General features: G+C 64.7%; 18 protein-coding genes and 1 rRNA gene. 8 read left to right on the top strand and 11 right to left on the bottom strand.

Annotated elements, in window-relative coordinates:
• Positions 1-59: 59 nt before the first annotated feature.
• The 4 genes from J1M86_RS00505 to clpS are packed head-to-tail and all read right to left on the bottom strand — an operon-like array spanning position 60 to position 2,770.
• Positions 60-668, bottom strand: coding sequence for a rhomboid family intramembrane serine protease (locus J1M86_RS00505; protein WP_075839830.1), 609 nt, complete (start codon positions 666-668; stop codon positions 60-62).
• A 59-nt stretch (positions 669-727) separates the two neighbouring features.
• Positions 728-1,786, bottom strand: coding sequence for a P1 family peptidase (locus J1M86_RS00500; RefSeq protein WP_206508289.1), 1,059 nt, complete (start codon positions 1,784-1,786; stop codon positions 728-730).
• Positions 1,787-1,798: 12 nt separating this feature from the next.
• Complete coding sequence (locus J1M86_RS00495) at positions 1,799-2,368, bottom strand: DUF2017 domain-containing protein (RefSeq protein WP_075839829.1); 570 nt, start codon at positions 2,366-2,368, stop codon at positions 1,799-1,801.
• Between the two features lie 51 nt (positions 2,369-2,419).
• Positions 2,420-2,770, bottom strand: a complete 351-nt coding sequence (clpS, locus tag J1M86_RS00490) for an ATP-dependent Clp protease adapter ClpS (RefSeq protein ID WP_075839828.1) — start codon at positions 2,768-2,770, stop codon at positions 2,420-2,422.
• Between clpS and J1M86_RS00485 the strand changes: the two genes are divergently transcribed.
• Positions 2,736-4,178, top strand: coding sequence for a nicotinate phosphoribosyltransferase (locus J1M86_RS00485; protein WP_206508288.1), 1,443 nt, complete (start codon positions 2,736-2,738; stop codon positions 4,176-4,178). The genes clpS and J1M86_RS00485 overlap by 35 nt on opposite strands.
• A 92-nt stretch (positions 4,179-4,270) precedes the next feature.
• Positions 4,271-6,319 (top strand): ATP-dependent DNA helicase, encoded by a 2,049-nt coding sequence (locus tag J1M86_RS00480; RefSeq protein ID WP_206508287.1) that lies wholly within the window; start codon positions 4,271-4,273, stop codon positions 6,317-6,319.
• A 7-nt stretch (positions 6,320-6,326) separates the two neighbouring features.
• Here the strand turns inward: J1M86_RS00480 and glgP are convergent, their stop codons facing one another.
• The gene (gene glgP / locus J1M86_RS00475) at positions 6,327-8,906 is read right to left on the bottom strand and encodes an alpha-glucan family phosphorylase (RefSeq protein WP_206508286.1); all 2,580 of its coding nucleotides are present in this window, start codon (positions 8,904-8,906) and stop codon (positions 6,327-6,329) included.
• A 176-nt stretch (positions 8,907-9,082) separates the two neighbouring features.
• Here glgP and J1M86_RS00470 point away from each other — a divergent pair, with 176 nt between their 5' ends.
• The 3 genes from J1M86_RS00470 to J1M86_RS00460 are packed head-to-tail and all read left to right on the top strand — an operon-like array spanning position 9,083 to position 14,776.
• Positions 9,083-11,092: an alpha-1,4-glucan--maltose-1-phosphate maltosyltransferase gene (locus tag J1M86_RS00470; protein WP_206508285.1), complete on the top strand. Its 2,010-nt coding sequence runs from the start codon at positions 9,083-9,085 to the stop codon at positions 11,090-11,092.
• 12 nt (positions 11,093-11,104) lie between these two features.
• Positions 11,105-13,309, top strand: a complete 2,205-nt coding sequence (gene glgB / locus J1M86_RS00465) for a 1,4-alpha-glucan branching protein GlgB (RefSeq protein ID WP_206508284.1) — start codon at positions 11,105-11,107, stop codon at positions 13,307-13,309.
• Complete coding sequence (locus tag J1M86_RS00460) at positions 13,310-14,776, top strand: metallopeptidase (protein ID WP_206508283.1); 1,467 nt, start codon at positions 13,310-13,312, stop codon at positions 14,774-14,776.
• A 1-nt stretch (position 14,777) separates the two neighbouring features.
• Here J1M86_RS00460 and J1M86_RS00455 read toward each other — a convergent pair whose 3' ends face one another.
• The 3 genes from J1M86_RS00455 to J1M86_RS00445 form a co-directional block, all read right to left on the bottom strand.
• Complete coding sequence (locus J1M86_RS00455; RefSeq protein WP_307786488.1) at positions 14,778-15,722, bottom strand: tetratricopeptide repeat protein; 945 nt, start codon at positions 15,720-15,722, stop codon at positions 14,778-14,780.
• Positions 15,723-15,771: 49 nt separating this feature from the next.
• A complete protein-coding gene (locus J1M86_RS00450) occupies positions 15,772-16,146 on the bottom strand; it encodes a DUF3817 domain-containing protein (protein WP_187346783.1) in 375 nt (124 codons plus the stop codon).
• An 87-nt stretch (positions 16,147-16,233) separates the two neighbouring features.
• Entirely contained in the window at positions 16,234-17,424 is a 1,191-nt protein-coding gene (locus J1M86_RS00445) for an acetyl-CoA C-acetyltransferase (protein ID WP_206508282.1), read from the bottom strand.
• 98 nt (positions 17,425-17,522) lie between these two features.
• On the opposite strand from J1M86_RS00445, the gene mce reads away from it, so the two are divergent.
• The gene (gene mce, locus J1M86_RS00440; protein ID WP_075839857.1) at positions 17,523-18,026 is read left to right on the top strand and encodes a methylmalonyl-CoA epimerase; all 504 of its coding nucleotides are present in this window, start codon (positions 17,523-17,525) and stop codon (positions 18,024-18,026) included.
• 44 nt (positions 18,027-18,070) lie between these two features.
• A complete protein-coding gene (locus J1M86_RS00435) occupies positions 18,071-19,024 on the top strand; it encodes a hypothetical protein (RefSeq protein ID WP_075839825.1) in 954 nt (317 codons plus the stop codon).
• A 37-nt stretch (positions 19,025-19,061) separates the two neighbouring features.
• Here the strand turns inward: J1M86_RS00435 and J1M86_RS00430 are convergent, their stop codons facing one another.
• Both J1M86_RS00430 and nucS read right to left on the bottom strand, forming a co-directional pair.
• Positions 19,062-19,313, bottom strand: a complete 252-nt coding sequence (locus J1M86_RS00430) for a hypothetical protein (RefSeq protein ID WP_075839856.1) — start codon at positions 19,311-19,313, stop codon at positions 19,062-19,064.
• Positions 19,314-19,410: 97 nt separating this feature from the next.
• A complete protein-coding gene (gene nucS, locus J1M86_RS00425) occupies positions 19,411-20,082 on the bottom strand; it encodes an endonuclease NucS (RefSeq protein WP_206508281.1) in 672 nt (223 codons plus the stop codon).
• A 42-nt stretch (positions 20,083-20,124) separates the two neighbouring features.
• Here nucS and J1M86_RS00420 point away from each other — a divergent pair, with 42 nt between their 5' ends.
• Positions 20,125-21,678: an adenylate/guanylate cyclase domain-containing protein gene (locus J1M86_RS00420; RefSeq protein ID WP_206508631.1), complete on the top strand. Its 1,554-nt coding sequence runs from the start codon at positions 20,125-20,127 to the stop codon at positions 21,676-21,678.
• A 213-nt stretch (positions 21,679-21,891) separates the two neighbouring features.
• Here J1M86_RS00420 and rrf read toward each other — a convergent pair.
• Positions 21,892-22,008, bottom strand: a 5S ribosomal RNA gene (gene rrf / locus J1M86_RS00415).
• Between the last annotated feature and the right edge of the window lie 6 nt (positions 22,009-22,014).

The raw sequence follows: 22,014 nt of genomic DNA, 5'->3' as shown, positions 1-22,014 counted from the left end.
TCATGCTGCCACGAGATCGGCCGACGCCGAAACGCATCGCGTTTTTTGCGCCGGCGATTTCACCGCACGGCCCGTGCCGCCCGCGCGTCGGACGACAGCGCCCACGCAGCCACGACGCCGCCGATCGCCCCGAACAGGTGGCCCTGCCAAGAAACACCCGGTGTGGCGGGCAGAACACCCCACAGTGCGCTCCCGTAGACGACGAACACCACCACGCCGATCGCCAACTGCCCGAGCTTGCGGGTGAAGATTCCACGAGTGAGTAGGTAGGAGATGAATCCGAAGATCAGAATCGACGACCCGATGTGATTGTCGTTGCTGCCACCGATCAGCCAGGTGCCGACGCCGCCGATAACCCAGATGATCCCGGTGGCTGTCAGTCCACGCGCCACTCCCGAGAGCAACACCAAGAAACCGAGGATGAGCACAGGAATCGTGTTGGCGAACAGATGCGCCCAGTCGTCGTGCAGCACCGGCGCGAACAGGATGCCCCACAGACCGTCCATACTGCGAGGTTCGATTCCGGCCTGCTGGACTCGACTCCCGGATGCCACATCGATGATCTCTATGATCCACAGCAACACCACGAACGCGCCGACGAGCATGCCGGCCTCCTGCCACGCCGGCCGCTTCGGAGCCGGGGTCGGCAGGTACGGGTTCGCGCTCATCGGTGACGCCTTTCCTCGAGCGGCCGGTTTGTCCTGTTCATCACCAAGCGTACCGACGTTCAGGACTCGAACGCCGACGGAAAGATGGAGCGATAGGTGGGAATGCCCGCCACCGATGTGGCGTCGAGCAGGGCGCGGACGATGGCACGTTCGACGACGTTCGCTGCCACCGCGGTAACCGCGTCGAGAACCGGCAGGTCCACCGCGAAGGCTTTCGGCATCGACGTCTCGGTGACGACCGATCTCGTTCCGGTGGACAGCGCGAAGATCGTGTCCCCGTCGAGCGGCGAGTGGGCGGGACGGATGGCCCGCGCCAAGCCGTCGTGACCTGCCACGGCGAGTCGCTTGCACGAGGCTGCCGTCAGATCGACGTCCGTGGCGACCACGCCGATGGTGGTATTGAGGGCCGTTCCCTTCGCCGCGAGCGAGTTGGCGTTCCACAGCTCGTGCACGTCGGGCTTGCGCATTCCGAAGGCTTTCGGGCCTTCCGAACCGACGCCCCAGGGCAGTCCGGTGCGGGGATCGAAGACCGAACCCACCGGGTTGGTGACCATCAACGCCCCGATAGTGACCCCGTCGGCCGGTCCACCCTCGATGATGGTGCTCGCGGTACCCACCCCGCCCTTGAGGACCCCGGCTCGGGCGCCGACGCCCGCGCCCACCGAGCCTGTTGCGAAATCTGCGGCGGCAGCCTCCGCGGCAGCGAAACCGAAATCTGCCGTCGGCCGAACGGCCCAGTCCCCGACCGGCAGGTCGAAGATCACCGCCGCCGGCACGATCGGCACAACCTGATCCGGACTGCCCATGGGGATGCCGTGCCCGTGTTCCTCGAGCCATCTCATGACGCCGTCGGCGGCGGCCAGACCGTACGCGCTGCCACCGGTCAACAGGATCGCGTTGATCTGCTGCACCGAGTGGCTCGGATCGAGGAGGTCGGTCTCGCGGGTGCCTGGTCCCCCGCCGCGAACGTCGACCGCGGCCACGGCCCCGCCGAGGGTCCGCACGACGGTGCAGCCAGTCGCAGCGCCGGATCCGAGAGTGGCCGACGGATCGAGCGCGTGGTGGTGACCGACCAACAGTCCCGCGACGTCGGTGAGTGAATCAGCGCGGCCAGTCACGTGGCGGCCCTCCTACGGAGTGAGGACCTGCACCAGGGAATCCTGCATCCAGGTCAGCCAGTGGTACACGTCGAGGTGAGGCGCTCGCGGGTCCTCGTCGTCGAGAACTTCCGGAGTGTCCGCGTCGATACCCAACGTGGTTCCGAGAGCCAATCGTACGTCGTTGAGGCCCATCAACCAGGCGTCTGCCTGCTCGGGCGTCAGGACGATTTTTCCGCCGGAGGCCGGAAGCGTGTCGAGGATGACGCTGCCGGCATGCAACTTCTCGTCGATGATGTCCGGTTCGTGGAGCCCGCGCAGCGCGCCGTTGAGATCTGCGGTGTCCGAGCCGTCCTCGCTCTGGTCGCGTCGGTGAAAGTCCGGGAGCAGACGGGCCAGGGCAGCGTCCTCCGGCGGAGTGCTGTGCCCGGTGCGCAACCCCGTCATCGCCGCGAGCTCGTCAGTGGGCACGTCGGCGGCACGGTCGCGGAGCAATCCGATCACCGATCCGACGAGCGATCTCAGGACGGCGGCCTCACGTGCATCCATGTCCGAGCGAATTTTTACTCCGCTGAGTGAGTTCTTCCTGCTCCACGTGCGCACAGCGTCAGCTTTCCTTCATCTCGGATGCAATCGGATCCTACGGTCGGCGTACTACTTGTCCTGCTGCATCGTCGCCCACAGGCCCGCTGCGTGCAGTTTGCGCACATCGTTTTCCATCTTGTCTCGTTCACCGCTGGACACGACGGCCTTGCCCTCGGAGTGCACCTGCATCATCAGCTCGGTCGCCTTGGCCTTGCTGTATCCGAAGAGCTTCTGGAACACGAACGTCACGTAGTGCATCAGATTGACCGGATCGTCCCAGACGATCGTCACCCAGGGCACGTCGTGCGCCTCGTCGGCGGCCACGGTGGCCGATTCGGCGGGCGCGGCTTGTGGCGACGCCGCCAGAACCGGGGCCCCGGCGGCGATGTCCGCGATCTCGTCAGCCGTCGTTGAAGCCATACGAACAGGGTACGACGGCTGGGCCGAGGTGCACACCGTCACCCCCGAGCCTCGTAGTGTTGATCCCGTGCCTACCGCATCGACACCGGGTCCGGACATAACGGACAGCGACCCGAGTACAGCGCTCTTCACCGATCAGTACGAGTACACGATGCTCTCGGCGGCCCTCGCCGACGGATCGGCTCACATACCGTGCAGTTTCGAGGTCTTCGCGCGGCGCCTGCCGAACGGACGCCGGTACGGCGTCGTCGCCGGCACCGCACGCTTCATCGAAGCCTTGACGCGGTTTCGCTTCGGGCCGGACGAACTCGACACACTGGGATCGTTTCTCGACGGATCCACCCTGGAATGGTTGAGGAAGTATCGATTCTCCGGCGATATCGACGGATACCGCGAGGGAGACCTGTACTTCCCCGGCTCGCCGGTGCTGTCCGTCCGGGGCACCTTCGCCGAATGCGTGATCCTGGAAACCCTCGCCCTGTCGATCCTCAACCACGACAGTGCCATCGCCTCCGCGGCAGCCCGGATGTCCAATTCGGCGGGCTCACGTCCCATCATCGAGATGGGCTCGCGACGCACGCACGAGGAAGCCGCTGTCGCCTCGTCCCGCGCGGCATACATCGCTGGGTTCTCCGCTACCTCGAACCTGGAAGCAGTTCGTCGCCACGGACTTCCTGGCGCCGGGACCTCCGCGCACGCGTTCACCCTGCTGTACACGGGCGCGGACGGACCGAACGAGAAGGCCGCATTCGCCGCACAGATCCGAGCGCTCGGCGTCTCGACGACCCTGCTGGTCGATACGTACGACATCAGCGCGGGAGTCGCCAACGCGATCGAGGTCGCCGGCCCCGATCTCGGCGGCGTGCGCATCGACTCCGGCGATCTGGGCGTGCTGGCGGGACAGGTGCGGCGCCAACTCGACGATCTCGGTGCCACCAAAACCAAGATCGTCGTCTCCGGCGACCTCGACGAGTACGCCATCGCCGCGCTGCGCGCGGAGCCCGTGGACTCCTACGGCGTCGGGACCTCCCTGGTGACCGGATCGGGCGCCCCCACTGCGGGGATGGTCTACAAACTCGTCACCGTCGACGGACGCCCCGTGGCCAAGCGCAGCGACCACAAGCAGACACGGGGCGGCGCCAAGGCTGCGCTGCGCGCCACCCGCGCCACCGGAACGGCAGTCGAGGAGGTCGTGTATCCGTTGGGCAGCCCACCGCCGATCGACGACGACCTCGTCGGCACCCCACTGACCGTGCCCTATGTCCGCGAAGGCCACGTCGTCGACGGGTTGCCGGCGCTCGCGGACTCACGAGCGCTCCTGCGTAGCCGACTCGTGAGCCTGCCATGGGAGGGGCTCAAGCTCTCGAACGGCGATCCCGCGATCCCCACGCGATTCGTCGACGCCTAGGCGCCTTCGGCGCATGTGCGCGGAAATACAGGACGGGCTATGTATTTTCACGCACGTGCGCGGAGCGCCGCCCATGGAAGTACCCTTCTTCGGTGCCATCCAAGACCGAACTGCCCACAGTGCCCGCCCTCCTGAAGGTCGCGGTGCATGCACTCGGCGGCAAGGAACGCAGCAACCAGCTCACCATGGCGTCGGCTGTCGCGCACTCGATCGACACCGGCGAGCACCTCGCGGTCCAGGCGGGCACGGGTACCGGCAAGTCGCTCGCCTATCTCGTTCCCAGCATTCGGCATGCTGTCGAGTCCGGAAAGACAGTGGTGGTCTCCACCGCCACCATCGCGCTGCAGCGCCAGCTCGTCGACCGTGATCTCCCGCGCCTGTCCGACGCGCTCGCCGAGGCACTCGGTCGGCGCCCGAAGTTCGCGATACTCAAGGGGCGCAACAACTACCTGTGCATGAACAAGATCCACACCGGCGCTTCTGAGGATGCTCCGGATGCCGAACTGTTCGACGCCTTCGCCATCTCCCGACTCGGCCGCGAGGTGGTGCGGTTGACGAAATGGTCCTCCGATACCGAGACCGGTGATCGCGACGATGTCGTACCCGGCGTCAGCGACCAGGCGTGGCGCCAGGTCAGCGTCACCGCGCGCGAGTGCCTGGGCAAGTCACGCTGCCCTGTCGGCGAGGACTGTTTCGCCGAACGGGCGCGCACCGAGGCCTCGCAGGTCGATGTCGTCGTCACCAACCACGCGCTGCTTGCCATCGATGCCATCACGGGCATTCAGATTCTGCCCGAGCACGATGTGGTCGTGATAGACGAGGCGCACGAGCTGGTCGACCGGGTCACCGGTGTCGCCACCTCGGAGCTGTCGGCCGCGACGGTCACAGCCGCGGCACGACGATGCAGCAAACTGATCGAGGAAGACATCGTCGACGCACTCGACGGCGCCGCAGAGAACTGGGGCGCCATTCTCGACGATCTGCCGCCGGGTCGGTGGGCCGCGCTACCCGACGGTGTCGGACCAGCATTGGCCTCCATCCGCGACAGTGCCTGGGCGGTGCGCACCGCGATCGGCCCGCAACGATCCGGTTTGGCCAACACAGACCCCGAGGCCGCCGCCGCGCGCAACGCAGCTCTCGTTGCAGTGGACGAGGTGCACGACAGCGCCGTCCGGGTCCTCACAGCCTTCGACGAGCCCGACCCGGCAAAACGCAAGGACGTCGTGTGGCACGCCGTCGACGACTTCCGCGGTTCGGTCAAACGCACCGTCCGGATGGCTCCCCTGTCGGTGGGCGGGCTGCTGCGGTCACGATTGTTCGCCGAATCGACGGTGGTGCTGACCTCGGCCACTTTGACCGTCGGTGGGTCGTTCGACGGACTGGCCGTCAACTGGGGGCTACCGGCCGAAAATTCGGCGCGGAGCGAGACTGCCATGTCCTCCGGTGCAGAACCGCCGTCGGACACGGCCTCGATTCACTGGAATTCGCTCGACGTCGGCTCACCGTTCGACCACGCCAAAGCCGGCATCCTCTATGTCGCGGAGCACCTCCCGCCGCCCGGCCGCGATGGACTCTCACCGCTGTACCTCGACGAGATCGAAGCACTCGTCGGCGCTGCGGGTGGCCGCACGCTCGGCCTGTTCTCCTCGATGCGCGCCGCGAAGACAGCAGCCGAGGCGATGCGCGAACGCCTCGACACACCGGTGCTGTGTCAGGGCGATGACGCCACCGGCGCTCTGGTCACCAAGTTCGCCGAGGACGAAGCCACCTCGCTGTTCGGCACGCTGTCCTTGTGGCAGGGGGTCGACGTACCCGGCCCGTCGTTGAGCCTGGTCATTCTCGATCGAATTCCGTTTCCCCGACCGGACGATCCGCTGCTCGTCGCGCGTCAACAAGCCGTCCAGTCACGTGGGGGCAACGGATTCCTGTCCGTCGCCGCCAACCACGCAGCACTGTTGCTCGCGCAGGGAGTCGGCCGGCTTCTCCGGAGCGTCGACGACCGCGGGGTGGTCGCGATGCTCGACTCGCGGCTGGCGACGGCCCGCTACGGGGGCTACCTCCGGGCCTCGCTTCCACCGTTCTGGGAGACGTCCGACCCCGAGGTCGTCCGTAGAGCACTCACCAGGCTGGCCGAGCGCTGACCGACCCTCACACGTTCGGTGTCTTCACCAAACCGAGTTCGGCGTCTTCGACCAGCAGTTCGTGGTGCGGTAAAACCCGGACGGTGTAGCCCACCGCACCGCTGACCGGGAGCGCGGCATCGGTTGCGAAAACCTCCCCGAGGGACTCGGTTCCCGTGTGAGCCATCCTCACGGTACGGATGTCGGTCAGATTCTCGTCATCGTCGACTCGCCCCAACACCGCCTGGACGACCACATCGTCCGGCGACAGGCCACCGAGCCGAACATACGCTCGCAGTGTGAGTTCGGCGCCTATCACCGGCGTGTCGGGCAGGCCCTCGCTGTCCACCTGAACTACCTCGACCGAGTGCCACGCGTCCTCGACGCGGCGTCGGTAGGCGGCAATCGATCGTGCGCCCGCGTAGCTGTCGGCATCGACGGCGCGAGCCGATTCGGCAGCCGGCGCGTAATAGCCCAGCGTGTAGTCGCGAACCATCCTCGATGCAAGCACCTTCGGCCCCAGATGTTCGAGGGTGTGACGCACCATCTCTATCCATCTGCTCGGGACGCCATCGGTGCGGTCGTAGAACTTCGGCAGAACCGAATTCTCGAGCAGTTCGTAGAGCGCGGATGCCTCGAGATCGTCGCGCCGATGCTCGTCGGTGACACCGTCGGCCGTCGGGATGGCCCAGCCGTTTTCACCGTCGTACATCTCGTCCCACCAGCCATCGCGGATGGAGAGGTTGAGACCGCCGTTGAGCGCGGACTTCATCCCGGATGTGCCGCATGCCTCGAGCGGACGCAGGGGGTTGTTGAGCCACACGTCGCATCCCCAGTACAGGAAGCGCGCCATGGACATGTCGTAGTCGGGGAGGAAGACGATTCGGTGACGCACGTCTGCTTGGTCGGCAAACCGCACGATCTGCTGAATGAGTGCTTTGCCGCCGTCGTCTGCGGGGTGGGACTTGCCGGCCACGACCAGTTGAAGTGGCCTGTCCGGATCCAGCAGCAGTCGCTTGAGCCGTTCCGGTTCACGCAACATCAGCGTCAGACGCTTGTAGGTGGGTACGCGGCGAGCGAAACCGACTGTGAGCACATCGGGATCGAAAACACCTGATGTCCAACCGATTTCGGCCTGTGTAGCGCCACGTTCGAGCGCCGAACGGCGAACCCGGCGGCGAACCTCGTCCACCAATCTTCCGCGCAGCTCGTTCCGCGTTGCCCACAGAGTGTCCGCCTCGACGGTGTGCAACTGCTCCCAACCGCGAGCCTCCTCCACCGCCTGCGGGCCCGCGACAGCACGCGCGATGTCCATCCATTCCGGCGCCGCCCAGGTCGGCGCGTGCACCCCGTTGGTCACCGAGCCGATGGGAACCTCCGAGGCATCGAATCCGCGCCAGAGTTCGCTGAACATCTCGCGACTGACCGTGCCGTGCAGCTTCGAAACACCGTTGGCGCGCTGACCCAGACGCAGACCCATGTGCGCCATATTGAACACGGAGCGATCGGTCTCGCCGCCCAGCGCGAGGACACGTTCCATCGGAAGCCCCGGTAGCAGCGCCGAATCGGCGGTGCCATCACTGCCGAAGTAGTGCCGCACCAGGTCTGCCGGGAACCGATCGATCCCCGCAGGCACGGGTGTATGCGTGGTGAACACCGTGCCCGCTCGCACCGAGGCCAGCGCCGAGTCGAAATCCAGTCCCTGCACCGTCACCAATTCCCGAATGCGCTCCGCACCGAGAAAGCCTGCGTGCCCCTCGTTCATGTGGAACACTTCCGGGTCCGGCAGTCCGTACTCGTGGGTGTACGCGCGGATCGCTCTGACTCCCCCGATGCCCGCGAGGATCTCCTGCTTGATTCGGTGATCCTGGTCGCCGCCGTAGAGCCTGTCGGTCACTCCGCGAAGCTCGGGATCATTGTCGGAGATGTCCGAGTCGAGCAGCAGCAGCGGGACTCGCCCGACCTGCGCAATCCAGACGCGCGCTCGCAGCACTCTGCCGCCGGGCATCGAGACACGGACCAGGACGGCGGCTCCCGACTCATCCGCCAGCAACCGGACAGGCAACCCATGAGGGTCGAGGGACGGGTATCGCTCGGCCTGCCACCCCTCGGCGGTCAACGATTGGCGGAAGTAGCCCGACCGGTAGAGCAGCCCGACGCCAATCAGTGGCAGCCCCAGGTCGGATGCAGCCTTCAGGTGGTCTCCGGCCAGAATTCCCAACCCTCCGGAGTAATTCGGCAGGACTTCACTGACTCCGAACTCCATCGAGAAGTACCCGATACCCGTCGGCAGAGGCAATCCGTTGCGCAGCTGCTTCTGGTACCACAGCGGTCGCGTCATGTAGTCACGAAGATCGGCGGCCAACTGGTCGAGGCGGCTCACGAAGTCCTCGTTGGTCGCCAGTGCTTCCAGGCGCGACGGTCCGACGGCACCGAGGAGAGCAATCGGGTCTCGCTCGAGGTCCACCCAGAGCAGCGGGTCGATTTCCTCGAACAGCGCCTGCGTGGGCGGGTGCCACGACCAGCGAAGGTTTGTCGACAGCTCGCCCAGGGCATTCAGGCGTTGAGGCAAGTGGGCGCGGACAGTGAACCGACGCAAAGCTTTCACGGCTCGAAGCCTACCCACTTTGCCCGATGCTGCGTAGCGTCACGCTCGATCTTGTCCGACTGCGACATGACCGGCGCTACTGCACTACGGTTGACAAGGAGAGTTCGCGGACCATCGGTAACTGTGCAGCTGCATCACCTGCGGCCTGCAATAGAGGGAAAAGAATGGAGCGTGAAGTGACAGGTCGACTCGGTATCGACAATGTCCTTCCAGACAGCACTACCGGTAAGTATCCCGCGAAAGCAGTTGTGGGCGAAGCTTTTCCGGTATCAGCGGTCGTCTGGCGCGAGGGTCACGACGCCGTAGCGGCGACACTGGCGGTTCGTGGACCGGGTATGCGGTCTTCCCAGCGCACAACAATGACGCCCGGATCGGAACCGGACAACTTTCACGCGGTGTTCACTCCGTCGACCCCCGGATACTGGATATGCCGAATCGAAGCGTGGTCGGATCCGGTCGCCACCTGGAGGCATGCCGTCGAGGCCAAGTTGGGAGTCGGCCAGAACGCAGCCGAACTTGCAAACGACCTCGAGCTCGGCGCGCGCGCGTTCGAGCGTGCAGCCGAAGGTGTGCCCACCGAGGACCGAGCACTGCTCGATGACGTGGTGACCGCACTGCGGGATACCGACCGCCAACTGCCCGGACGAGTCTCGCCCGCGTTCACCTCCGAAGTCACAGCACTGCTGGCCGAACATCCCCTGCGTGAGCTGGTGACTCGGTCGGCGGCGATCAACATCTGGGTCGACCGCACTCGCGCGCTGCACGGGTCGTGGTACGAGTTCTTCCCACGATCGACGGGCGGGTGGAACGAGGACGGTTCGCCGCGCCACGGCACGTTCGCGACGTCGACAGCCATGCTGCCGCGGATCGCGCGCATGGGTTTCGACGTGGTGTATCTTCCGCCGATCCACCCGATCGGAATCGTCAACCGCAAGGGCCCCAACAACACCCTCACACCGGGTCCCGACGACGTGGGCTCACCCTGGGCGATCGGGTCCGCGGACGGGGGCCACGACGCCATTCATCCCGAACTCGGTACCGAGTCGGACTTCCGGGCCTTCATCGACGCAGCCCACGAGCTCGATCTCGAGATTGCGCTCGATCTCGCCCTGCAGGCCGCGCCCGACCACCCGTGGGCTGCTGAACACCCGGAATGGTTCACCGTCCTCCCGGACGGCACCATCGCCTACGCAGAGAATCCACCGAAGAAGTACCAGGACATCTACCCGGTCAACTTCGACAACGATCGACGCGGCATCTACGACGAGGTGCTTCGCGTGGTGCGCTACTGGATTTCCCTGGGCGTGAAGATCTTTCGGGTCGACAACCCGCACACCAAGCCGCCGAACTTCTGGGAATGGTTGATTGCGGAGATCAAGAAGACCGATCCGGACGTGCTGTTCCTGGCCGAGGCGTTCACCAGACCTGCACGGATGTACGGGTTGGCGATGCGCGGGTTCACCCAGTCCTACACGTACTTCACCTGGCGGGTAGCAAAGGGTGAGCTGACCCAGTTCGCCGAGGAGCACGCCCACCGAGCCGACGACGCTCGCCCGAACTTGTTCGTCAACACCCCGGACATCCTGCACGAGAGCCTTCAGCACGGCGGGCCTGGAATGTTCGCGCTGCGCGCAGCGCTGGCGGCGACGATGTCACCGACGTGGGGGGTCTACTCCGGGTACGAGCTGTACGAGCATCAGGCGGTGCGCCCCGGCAGTGAGGAGTACCTGGATTCGGAGAAATATCAGCTTCGGCCACGCGACTACGAGGGCGCTCTGGCGCGAGGCGAGTCGCTCGAGCCGTGGCTGGGCAAGTTGAACTCGATCCGGCGCGCGCATCCGGCTCTGCAGCAACTGCGCAACATCCACTTTCACCACGTCGACAACGACGCGCTGATTGCCTACTCGAAGTTCGACGCCAACACCGGTGACTCGGTTCTGGTGGTGATCAATCTGGACCCGTTCGGCCCGGAGGAAGGCACCATCTGGCTGGACATGCCCGAGATCGGTCTCGATTGGCATGACAGCCTCACGGTCACCGATGAGGTCACCGGACAGCAATACCATTGGGGCCAAGCCAATTTCGTCAAACTCGAGCCGTTGAAGGCCGTCGCGCACATCATGTCGCTACCGCCCATCCCCTACCCTCAGCGACTCGAACTGGCCTACCGCGGCAACTGGAAGTGAGTGCAAACCAACGTGAGCGACAAGCCGAGCACGCCTGACATCGCCCCACCGAGCGACAACGACATCGAGTTGCTCGCTCAGGGCACGCATTACAACCCGCACTCGATCCTGGGTGCGCACACCGTCGAGGGTGGCACCGCGATCCGCGCGCTCAAGCCCAACGCCGAGTCGGTGGTCGCCCGCATCGGCGATGCCGACTATCCCCTGACGCACGTCGCCCACGGCGTGTTCTCGGGCGTCGTTCCGTTCGAGGATCTGATGGACTATCGACTGGCGGTGACGTGGCCCGGTGGCCACACTGCGGTCTCGGCCGATGGTTACCGCTTCCTACCCACCCTCGGCGAACTCGATCTTCACCTGTTCGGTGAAGGGCGTCACGAGCGGCTCTGGGACATCCTCGGCGCACACGAGCAGAACTACACCACCCTCGACGGCGACGTCAGCGGCGTCTCGTTCGCCGTGTGGGCGCCCGCGGCCTCGGGTGTCACCGTCATCGGAGACTTCGACGGTTGGACAGGCCGTAGCTTTCCCATGCGCGCGCTCGGATCCACCGGTGTCTGGGAGCTGTTCATACCCGATCTCGCTCCGGGAGCCGTCTACAAGTACCGGGTACATGGCTCCGATGGTGTCGCTCGCGACAAGGCCGATCCGATGGCCTTCGCGACCGAGATCCCGCCTGCCACCGCATCTGTCGTGTCGAGCTCGTCGTTCGAGTGGACCGATGACGGATGGCTGGATGCACGCGCCGCCGTCGAACCGACCGCAGCGCCGATGAGCGTCTACGAGATTCATCTCGCGTCGTGGCGGCAGAATCTCGGGTACCGAGAGTTGGCCGAGCAGCTGGCCGATTACATCCTCGAGACCGGCTTCACGCATGTCGAGCTGCTGCCCGTGGCCGAGCACCCCTTCGGTGGCTCGTGGGGCTACCAGGTCACCTCCTACTACGCACCTACATCGCGTTTCGGCAGCCCCGACGACTTTCGTTTCTTCGTAGATCATTTGCACGCCAAGGGAATCGGCGTTATCGTCGACTGGGTTCCGGCCCACTTCCCCAAGGACGAGTGGGCGTTGGCACGTTTCGACGGCGGCGCTCTGTACGAGCACGGCGATCCCCAGCGCGGCGAGCAACTCGACTGGGGCACACTGGTATTCGATTTCGGCCGCCGCGAAGTCCGCAACTTTCTCGTCGCCAACGCTCTGTTCTGGCTCGACGAGTTCCACATCGACGGACTGCGCGTCGATGCTGTCGCGTCGATGCTGTACCTGGACTACTCCCGCCCCGAGGGCGGGTGGAGCCCGAACATCCACGGTGGCCGCGAGAACCTCGAGGCGGTGTCGTTCCTGCAGGAGATGAACGCCACCGTGCACAAGAAGTTCACTGGCGTCGTCACGGTCGCCGAGGAGTCGACGGCGTGGCCAGGCGTCACACGTCCGACGAGTGTCGGTGGTCTCGGCTTCAATATGAAGTGGAACATGGGCTGGATGCACGACACGCTCGGGTTCCTGGGGCGTGATCCGATTCATCGGACCTACCACCATCACGAGATCACCTTCTCGGCCGTCTACGCCTGGAGCGAGAACTACCTACTCCCCATCAGCCACGACGAGGTGGTGCACGGCAAAGGCACGCTGTGGACGCGCATGCCGGGCGACGATCACGCAAAGGCCGCCGGATTGCGCGGGCTGCTCGCCTACATGTGGGCGCATCCCGGCAAGCAGTTGCTCTTCATGGGTCAGGAGTACGGGCAGACGCGGGAGTGGTCGGAGGAACGCGGCCTCGATTGGTATCAACTCGACGAGAACAACGACCACGGCCTGCACCGAGGGATATTGAGCCTGGTCAGCGATCTCAACAGGGTCTACTGCGACCACCCCGCGCTGTGGACACTCGACACCTCTCCCAGCGGATATTCCTGGATCGATGCCAACGACACCGAGAACAACGTACTCAGTTTCCTGCGCTACGGGTCCGACGGTTCGGTGATCGCGTGCGTCTTCAACTTCTCCGGAGTGGTACGCGGCGACTATCGTGTCGGATTACCGGAACCTGGACGTTGGGTCGAGATCCTCAACACGGATGCAACCTCGTACGGCGGGACAGGCGTCGGCAATTATGGAGAAGTAACCGCGACGTCGCACTCGTGGCACGGTCGGCCGGCGTCAGCACAGGTCGCACTGCCTGCCAACGGAGCGATCTGGATCAAACTGGAGCGATAGATGAGTGGCGGTCGTACCCGACGCATTCCGAGTACGACCGCATTGCTCGCCTCGATCCTCGCGGCGGTGTTGCTGCTGACCGGTTGCGGTCAGGTTGTCGACGGCCGAGCCGTTTCCATCTACGAGAACCCGTTCAACGTGGCCGGTCTGCCCGTCACCGACGGACCCAGCGGACCTCGACCGGGCGCACGGAACTCCGACCTCGAGGTGCAGGGCTCCGAGGGGACCGACTCCGACATCATCGCCACCAACGCGATCGACGACATTCAGCGCTACTGGACGCAGACCTATCCCGAGCTGTTCAAGACTCCATTCAGACCCGTGGCCGACCTGATCTCGTGGGATGCGAGTGAAGCCGACGGCGACGGCGTCAGATTCTGTGGGTTCCGCACCGGGGGTATTCCCAATGCGGCGTACTGCACGAGAGAGGACTCGATCGGCTGGGACCGAACAATTCTGCTGCCTGCCTTGATCGACGCCTTCGGGCCGATGGCAGTGGTCATGGTCATGGCTCACGAATACGGGCATTCCATCCAGCACCAGTCCGGTCTCGTCGGCGACGACACCCCGACCATCGTCGCCGAGCAGCAGGCCGACTGCTTCGCCGGCGCGTTCATCCGGCACGTTGCCGAAGACAAGTCTCCGCACTTCACGATCAACACCTCCGACGGACTCAACGGGGTCCTCGCGGCAACCGTCGCTGTGCGAGATGTGGATCCGAACGACCCGGAATCGGTGCACGGCTCGGCCTTCGAACGCGTCACCGCGGTGCAGATCGGATTCACCGACGGCGCATCCGCGTGCCTGAACATCGACGAGAACGAGATCGAATCACGTCGCGCAGACCTTCCACAGAAGTTCAGCGATGCCGAGGACGACGGCGAACTGCCGGTCACCACCGAATCGCTCGACGCGTTCGTTCGCTCGTTCGAAACGCTGCTGCAACTGAGCGATCCGCCCACGGTGTCCTATGACGGAAGCGACACCAACTGTCCCGACGGCACATCCACGGAACCGGTCTCGTACTGCGCGTCGACGAACGTCCTGGGCGTCGACGTCGACGCGCTCGCCGAACTCGGTACCGCCGAGGAGCCTCGCCGCGGCGATGTCATTCCGCTCAACGTCTCCGGTGACTACAGCGCGTACGTGCTCTTTGCCTCGCGCTACACGCTGGCGGTGCAGAAAGAAGCCGGTCAAGCGCTGGACAATCCCCAGACCGCGTTGCGATCCGCCTGTCTGGCCGGGGTCATCACGGCAGGGCTCAGCGCCGAGAATCCAGAGGCCTCGGGACTCGAGGTGTGGCTGTCCCCCGGCGATCTCGACGAGGCTGTTTCCGGACTTCTCAGCGACGGTCTGACCGCGAGCGATATCAACGGCGTCACGCTCCCGAGCGGGTTCTCGCGGGTCGACGCCTTCCGCTCGGGAGTGCTGGGCGGGCAGGAGACCTGCACCGTCCGCTACCGGTAGATCAGTACAGGGCCGAAGCCAGCTTTCGCCGAGCCGCCACCACCACTGGATCGGCAGGGTCGAACAACTCGAACAACTCGAGGAGCCGAGTTCGGAGCTGCGTGCGTTCGTCTCCGGCTGTGCGCTTGACGCCGTCGATCAGCCGAGCGAACGCTGCTTCTGGTTTCTGCTGCGACAACTCGACGTCGGAAGCCTCGATCTGCGCAGCCACATCGCCCGGTGCCGCATCGGCCTTCGCCACGGCACTCTCGTCGACGTTCTGTACACGGGCAAGAAACTTCACCTGACGAAGCGCAGACTTGGCGTCGGAGTTCGCAGGCTCGGCGTCGATGATCGCCTGGTATTGCGCGATAGCGGCGTCGAAGTCGCCCTCACCCAGGGCCTCCTCGGCCGCAACGAGCCGCGGATCCTCGGGCTCGGGTTCTTCTTCGACCGATGCGGCTCCGGGAGGCCCGGTCAGCTTTCCTGCCGTGGCCTGCTCTATCGCCTCGAGCCACTTGCGGAGCTGCTCCTCGGACTGCGCGCCCTGGAGGTCCGCCAATGGCTGGCCCCCGGCAACGGCAACGACCGTCGGGATGGCCTGGACACCGAAGGCCTGTGCGATCTGAGGATTGCTGTCGACATCGACGCGCGCGTGAACCCACCTACCGCCGGCCTCCAGTGCCAGCTGTGCGAGCTGGCGAGTCAGCGCGACGGACTGGGGTGAACGAGCAGATCCCAGATCGACGATGACGGGAACCTGCGAGGATCGCCGCAGCACCTCAGCCTCGAAGGAAGCAGTCGTCACGTCGACGATCGGAGGCAGGCCCGACGCGTCCTCGTCGCCTCCCGCCGCAGCTGGGGGCGCCGGCCGATCTTTCAAACCGGAGAGATCGACGGCGCCGGCGATGGATGCGGGAACGGCTGCTGGAGGACGGGCTGACGAGCGAGATCCGGGTCGAGTCACGCCGTACAGTTTGTCACCATCCGGGTCGGTCTTCTACCCGCGAGGTCGGTTAAGCGGCGCCCACACCTTTTGCCAGACTCGGCTGCTGGGTGTTCAGCTCCGCCATCCGTCCGGTTCGGGCAGCCCACACCTCGAAGATCACCGTGCCGAAAGGCGGCACGCTCGCCACAGCGGCAAGAATCGTGGTGACCGCATTCCACTTCAACTTCACCGCGGTGATGACGGTCACGACCAGATAGAGCACGAACACAGCTCCGTGAATCGGTCCGAAGATCTTCACGCCGATCTCGTTGCCATCAGCGGGGATGTACTTGAATGCCATACCGATCAGCAGTCCGAGCCAGGTGAAGGCCTCGAGGACTGCGACGAAGCGGAAACGCTTGGCGGTGGTGCTCAGATCGAAGAAATTCAACATGACGACCATTGTGCCCGACCCCTACGACACTGTGTAGTGGCCCGGCGTGGTGGCTCTGGTCTCATTGGAGTGCATCGATCAGAGCCACCGTCACCGCTACTTCGCCGGGACGCGGACGATCAAGGCGTCACCTTGGCCACCACCACCGCACAATGCCGCTGCGCCGGTTCCTCCGCCGCGGCGCTGCAGTTCCAATGCCAGATGCAGCACGATACGGGCACCGGACATGCCGAGGGGATGCCCGATCGCGATGGCACCGCCGTTGACGTTGACCTTGTCCTCGCTCACCCCGAGTTCCCGCGTCGAGGCGATACCGACCGCCGCGAATGCTTCGTTGATCTCGATCAGATCGAGATCCTTCGGGTCCACGCCTTCCTTTTCGCACGCCTTGGCGATTGCGCGAGCCGGCTGAGACTGAAGTGACGAATCAGGGCCCGCCACCACACCGTGCGCGCCGATCTCTGCGATCCAGGACAAGCCGAGACTCTCGGCCTTCTCCTTGCTCATCACAATGACCGCGGCGGCCCCGTCATTGATGGTGGAGGCATTGCCGGCCGTGATCGTGCCCGTCTTACTGAAGGCCGGACGTAGGGCGGCGAGCGTGTCGGGCGTGGTGTCCGCGCGAATGCCCTCGTCCTCCGCGAACACGATCGGATCACCCTTGCGCTGCGGGATCGACACCGGGACGACTTCGTCGTCGAAAACACCATTCTTCCAGGCTGCCGCCGCACGCTGATGCGACTCCGCCGCAAACGCGTCCTGTTCTTCGCGGGTGCTCGCGGTAGCGCCCTCGTTGCGGCATTCGGTCAACCCGCCCATTGCCTGATCGGTGAAAATGTCGTACAGGCCGTCGAAAGCGAGATGGTCGCGCATGGTCACGTCACCGTATTTGAAGCCGGCGCGGCTCTTCTCGAGCAAGTGCGGAGCCTGGGTCATCGACTCCTGACCGCCCGCGACGACCACGTCGAACTCGCCTGCACGAATCATCTGATCCGCCAGCGCTATGGCGTTGATACCCGACAGACACACCTTGTTGATCGTCAAAGCAGGAACGTCCATCGGAATACCCGCCGCAACGGCCGCCTGACGCGCCGGAATCTGGCCGGCACCTGCGGTGAGAACCTGCCCCATCACGACGTACTCCACGAGTTCCGGCGCGACACCTGCTTTCTCGAGCGCACCCTTGATCGCGACGCCGCCCAGATCCGAGCCCGACAGACCCTTCAGCGACCCGGACAACCGACCGACCGGGGTTCGAGCCCCAGCCACGATGACAGACGTGGTCACGTTTTTCCTCCACTCGTTCTCGATCGAACAGTCAGATGCCGATTTCAGTCGACAACCCCGGTGGGCATTTCGACGGCACTGACGCTAACGTCGACTCTATGACTTCAACTACGCCGTCCACCACGGGGACCTCTACCACGTCGTCCTCCGCCGGACTCCCGGTCCGATCCGAGCTTGTCACCGCGATCGACCATGCTGGCGTAGCCGTCCCCGACCTCGATGTCGCGATCGCCTGGTACACCGAGCACCTGGGGATGGTTTCCGTCCACGAGGAGATCAACGAGGGCCAAGGTGTTCGGGAAGCGATGCTCTCGTTCCCCGGCGCGCCCGCCGGCGCAACGGCACTTCAGCTCCTCGCCCCTCTCGACGAGAACTCGACGATCGCGAAGTTCATCGGCCGCAACGGTCCCGGCCTGCAGCAACTGGCCTACCGCGTCACCGACATCGACGAGATCTCGGTCGACTTGCGCGGCCACGGAGTTCGGCTTCTGTACGACACGCCCCGACGCGGCACCGCTGATTCACGAATCAACTTCATCCATCCGAAGGATGCCGGTGGCGTGCTGATCGAGCTGGTCGAGCCTGCCAGTGCACCCCATTGACCCACCCGATGGCCACGCACCCTACGCACCGGTAAATTGACGCCATGGCCTACGAGCAAGAGCGCAGCGGTGTGCAACTTCCCTTCTCCATCGTCCGGAAGGGATTCGATCGCGACGAAGTCACCAACTATTTCGAACGATTCGACGCCGAACTGCGGCTGACCACTGCCGACCGTGACGCCGCCGCGTCGCAAGCGCGCGACCTGGCCAAGCAACTCGACGACGCTCGCGACGAGATCGACGAACTTCGCAAGGACATCGATCGCCTTTCCGTTCCCCCGACCACTGCCGAGGGGATGAGCGACCGTATCTCGCGAATGCTGCGGCTGGCATCGGACGAGGCTTCGGAGGTTCGCGCCAAGGCACACTCCGAGGCAGAGGAAATGGTGTCCGTCGCCGAGCAGGAGAGCGCACGTCTTCGCGCCCGCCACGAGTCACTCGTCGCAGAGCTGGAAGAGCGGCGCACTGCGCTGGCGACCGAACACGAGCAGACGATGGCCCAGGCGCGTACCGAGGCTGCTCGTGTCGTCGAAGCTGCACAAACCGAGCGCGATCGTCTGGCCGCCGAATCGGAGGCCAAGCGCGCGAAGGTTCAGGAAGACTTCGAAATCACGATGGCGGAACGGCGCACCAAGATACTCACGGCGCTCGAGGACCTCGAGTCGTCGAGCAAGGCCGACGCTGCGCACCGCATCGAAGAAGCCACCAGCGAGGCCACCCGCCGACTGCAATCGGCAACCGAGCAAGCCGAACGCCGTATCGCCCATTCGAAAGAGCTCGCCGAGGAACTTCGGGTCCTGCGCAGCCGCGTGCTCGCGCAGCTTCTCGGTATTCGCGGTCAGCTGGACTCCGTGCCTGCCATGCTGGCCTCGGTCAACCGCGAGAGTGAACTGTTGGACGGGTCCGATGCCAGCGAAACAGGCAAGGACGGCAACACCAAGGGCAACGGAGCGAAGGACAACGGCGCCTCCCCCGAAAAGGCGGAAGCTACATCCTGAATGCGTGACCGGATCGAGCCGATGGGGTGCTGGCCGACTACGACCAGCGCCTCGTCAGGCCGCGCGTCCCGCGTCCGGACCAGCAGCCGGTGTGCCAGTGCCGCCGATTGTCCGGACCCCCGAGTTCGTCGGCGGGCCACGCCACGACGTGGGCGACGCCAGGACGTATTTCGTGATCACACCCTGGGCACCGATAAGTCTTGGTTGCGCGATTGCCGGGCACAGTTCGCGAGGTGAACTCCTCGTCGGCCCAACCGGACGGGCCCGCTTCGACGCGGGCGCCGCCCATCAACGAATCGGGATGCGGCCCACGTGCGTTGGCAGTCTTCCGATTCGGTCTGCGGTCGTGGTTCCGTCGAGGCACATCTCGAGTGTAGGAGATGTAGTCAGAAGAGCCGGAATTCCGTGCTGTCGGTTCCCCTCAGCACGTCGTAGTCCAGCGTGAGGCATCGAATGCCCCGGTCGGTCGCCAGCGTCTTGGCCTGGGGCTTGATGCTCTGGGCCGCGAACACGCCGCTCACCGGAGCCAGCACTGGATCGCGGTTCAGCAATTCGAGATAGCGCGTCAGCTGCTCGACGCCGTCGATTTCGCCCCGCCTCTTGATCTCGACCGCCACAGTTCCGCCGTCGGCGTTTCGACACAGCAAATCCACCGGCCCGATCGCCGTCATGTATTCGCGCCGAACAAGCGTGTAGCCGTCGCCGAGAGTCTCCACGTGCTCGGCGAGCAGCTCCTGCAGATGCGACTCGACTCCGTCTTTGATCAGTCCCGGATCGACGCCGAGCTCGTGGCTGGAGTCGAGCTCGATGTCCTCGATGAGAATCCGCAATTCCTCACCGGCCTTGTTGGTCACGATCCACGTCAGCTTGCCGTCATCGCTGTTCTCCGCCATCCAGCACGGCGGTGACATCCAGTTGAGAGGCTTGTACGCACGGTCGTCTGCGTGGACGCTCACAGAGCCGTCGGACTTCACCAGAAGTAGGCGTCTAGCAGGCGGAAGGTGAGCAGTGAGTCGGCCGACATAGTCCACTTGGCAACGAGCAATAACTAGACGCACCCACATACCCTAAGCCAGACCGACAGTTAGTCTGTGACGACCATGCCGCAACTGACACGATCCGCCGCGCCCCTCGGATCACATCTTCTCGGTGACACCACCGAATCACCCAGGCGACGACGCATTCGTGTCCAACTTCTTCTGACGACTTTCCTGTTGGGCTCAAATCTGATCGGGGCGATCATCGTCGGCGCCCTCGTCAGCGTCGTCGTCCCGGGGCCGAACGTGCTTGACGTCGAGAAGTACTGGTGGGTCAACTTCATCGTGGTCCCGGTGTATGTCAGCCTGGCGTTCATCGTCGGTGTTCTGGTGGGTACGACGCGGGCTGTGCGCGCTCTACGGTGGGCGATCGAAGACCGACATCCGACTCGCCACGAACAGGTCACGACGCTGTCGATGCCGTGGCAGCTCACGAAGCTGCAAATTGTTCTGTGGACCGGCGGGTTGGTCCTCATCACCACGATCGACGGCATGATCGACCCTGAGGCGATCCCGAAAGTAGCCTTCACGATCGGCGCCGGCGGGACTGTCGTTTGTGCCTTCAGCTACCTGCTGAGCGAATTCGCGTTGAGGCCTGCCGCCGCTCGCGCGCTCGAAGCCGGAGATCCGCGACGCATCCGAATCGCGGGAGTCATGGGACGGTCCATTCTCTCCTGGCTACTCGGCACCGGTGTACCGGTGGCGGGCCTGATGATCATTGCGATATTCAGCTTCATTCGCCCGTACCGCACCGGTTCCACGCAATTGGCCGTCGCCATCCTCGCGCTCGGTGCCATCACTCTCGTCTTCGGTCTGCTGCTCACACTGCTCGGCGGAATCGCCACTACAGCACCAATTCGCAATGTCAGGTTGGGTATGGCGGAGGTCGAACGCGGAAATACCGAGGTGAAGGTGGCTGTCTACGACGGCACCGAGCTCGGTGAATTGCAGAGCGGGTTCAACAGAATGGCCGACGGAATTCGCGAGCGCGAAAAGATCCGGGATCTGTTCGGACGACACGTGGGCCAAGAGGTGGCCGAAGCAGCACTGAACAAAACGTCCGAACTTGGTGGAGAGGAACGCGACATCGCAGTCTTCTTCATCGACTTGGTCGGATCGACGGAAATCGCGTCGTCACAGCCACCGACGGAAGTCGTGGCTCTTCTGAATCGCTTCTTCGCCGTGGTCGTCGACGAGGTCGACCAGCACGGTGGTTTCATCAACAAATTCGAAGGCGATGCCGCGCTCGCCATCTTCGGCGCACCGGGCGATATCGAGGATCACTGCGGGTGCGCCCTCGCGGCTGCCCGCAAGATCAGCGCTCGTCTTGTCGACGAAGTCCCCGAGTGCAGCGCAGCGGTCGGCGTCGCTTCCGGTCGGGCCGTCGCCGGCAATGTGGGGGCGAAGTCCCGGTTCGAGTACACAGTGATCGGCGATCCGGTCAACGAGGCAGCACGCCTATCCGACCTGGCGAAGAACGCCCCAGGCGCAATCCTGGCATCCAAGGTCACCGTCGACGGTGCCAATCGGTCCGAGGCTGGGCACTGGGAATTCGGTGAGAGCGTCACGCTTCGCGGACGATCCGCCGAAACCGTACTCGCTCACCCGACCACCTGATCCGAGACGACACCCTCACACTCTCCCGCTACGCTCCCGCAGGCTCTCGCCAACCACCCGTCCCGACGGGCGTACATGGTCGCTCTCCCATCGATGGGCGCGGTGGGGTGTGCTCGGGATGGTGTGCTCGGGATGCCGGCGCGACCGGGATGGTGTGGGAATGCAGAAATACCCCCTCGACCTGGTGGTCGAGGGGGTATTTCTGGGGTTTGTGTTCGGCGGTGTCCTACTCTCCCACACCCTGTCGAGTGCAGTACCATCGGCGCTGGAGGGCTTAGCTTCCGGGTTCGGAATGGGACCGGGCGTTTCCCCTCCGCTATGGCCGCCGTAACTCTG

This window comes from Rhodococcus sp. KRD197, from assembly GCF_017168235.1.
Lineage (GTDB): Bacteria > Actinomycetota > Actinomycetes > Mycobacteriales > Mycobacteriaceae > Rhodococcoides.
The sequence above is the reverse complement of the archived record's forward strand: the minus strand, read 5'-3'. Positions and strand labels throughout refer to the sequence as shown.

Excerpts from the sequence above, each read along its gene's own strand:
- J1M86_RS00505 (WP_075839830.1), bottom strand. The coding sequence starts at position 668 with ATGAGCGCGAACCCGTACCTGCCGACCCCGGCTCCGAAGCGGCCGGCG.
- J1M86_RS00485 (WP_206508288.1), top strand. The coding sequence starts at position 2,736 with ATGTCCGCGATCTCGTCAGCCGTCGTTGAAGCCATACGAACAGGGTAC.
- clpS (WP_075839828.1), bottom strand. The coding sequence starts at position 2,770 with ATGGCTTCAACGACGGCTGACGAGATCGCGGACATCGCCGCCGGGGCC.
- J1M86_RS00460 (WP_206508283.1), top strand. The coding sequence starts at position 13,310 with ATGAGTGGCGGTCGTACCCGACGCATTCCGAGTACGACCGCATTGCTC.
- J1M86_RS00450 (WP_187346783.1), bottom strand. The coding sequence starts at position 16,146 with ATGGTCGTCATGTTGAATTTCTTCGATCTGAGCACCACCGCCAAGCGT.
- mce (WP_075839857.1), top strand. The coding sequence starts at position 17,523 with ATGACTTCAACTACGCCGTCCACCACGGGGACCTCTACCACGTCGTCC.
- J1M86_RS00435 (WP_075839825.1), top strand. The coding sequence starts at position 18,071 with ATGGCCTACGAGCAAGAGCGCAGCGGTGTGCAACTTCCCTTCTCCATC.
- J1M86_RS00430 (WP_075839856.1), bottom strand. The coding sequence starts at position 19,313 with ATGGGCGGCGCCCGCGTCGAAGCGGGCCCGTCCGGTTGGGCCGACGAG.
- J1M86_RS00420 (WP_206508631.1), top strand. The coding sequence starts at position 20,125 with ATGCCGCAACTGACACGATCCGCCGCGCCCCTCGGATCACATCTTCTC.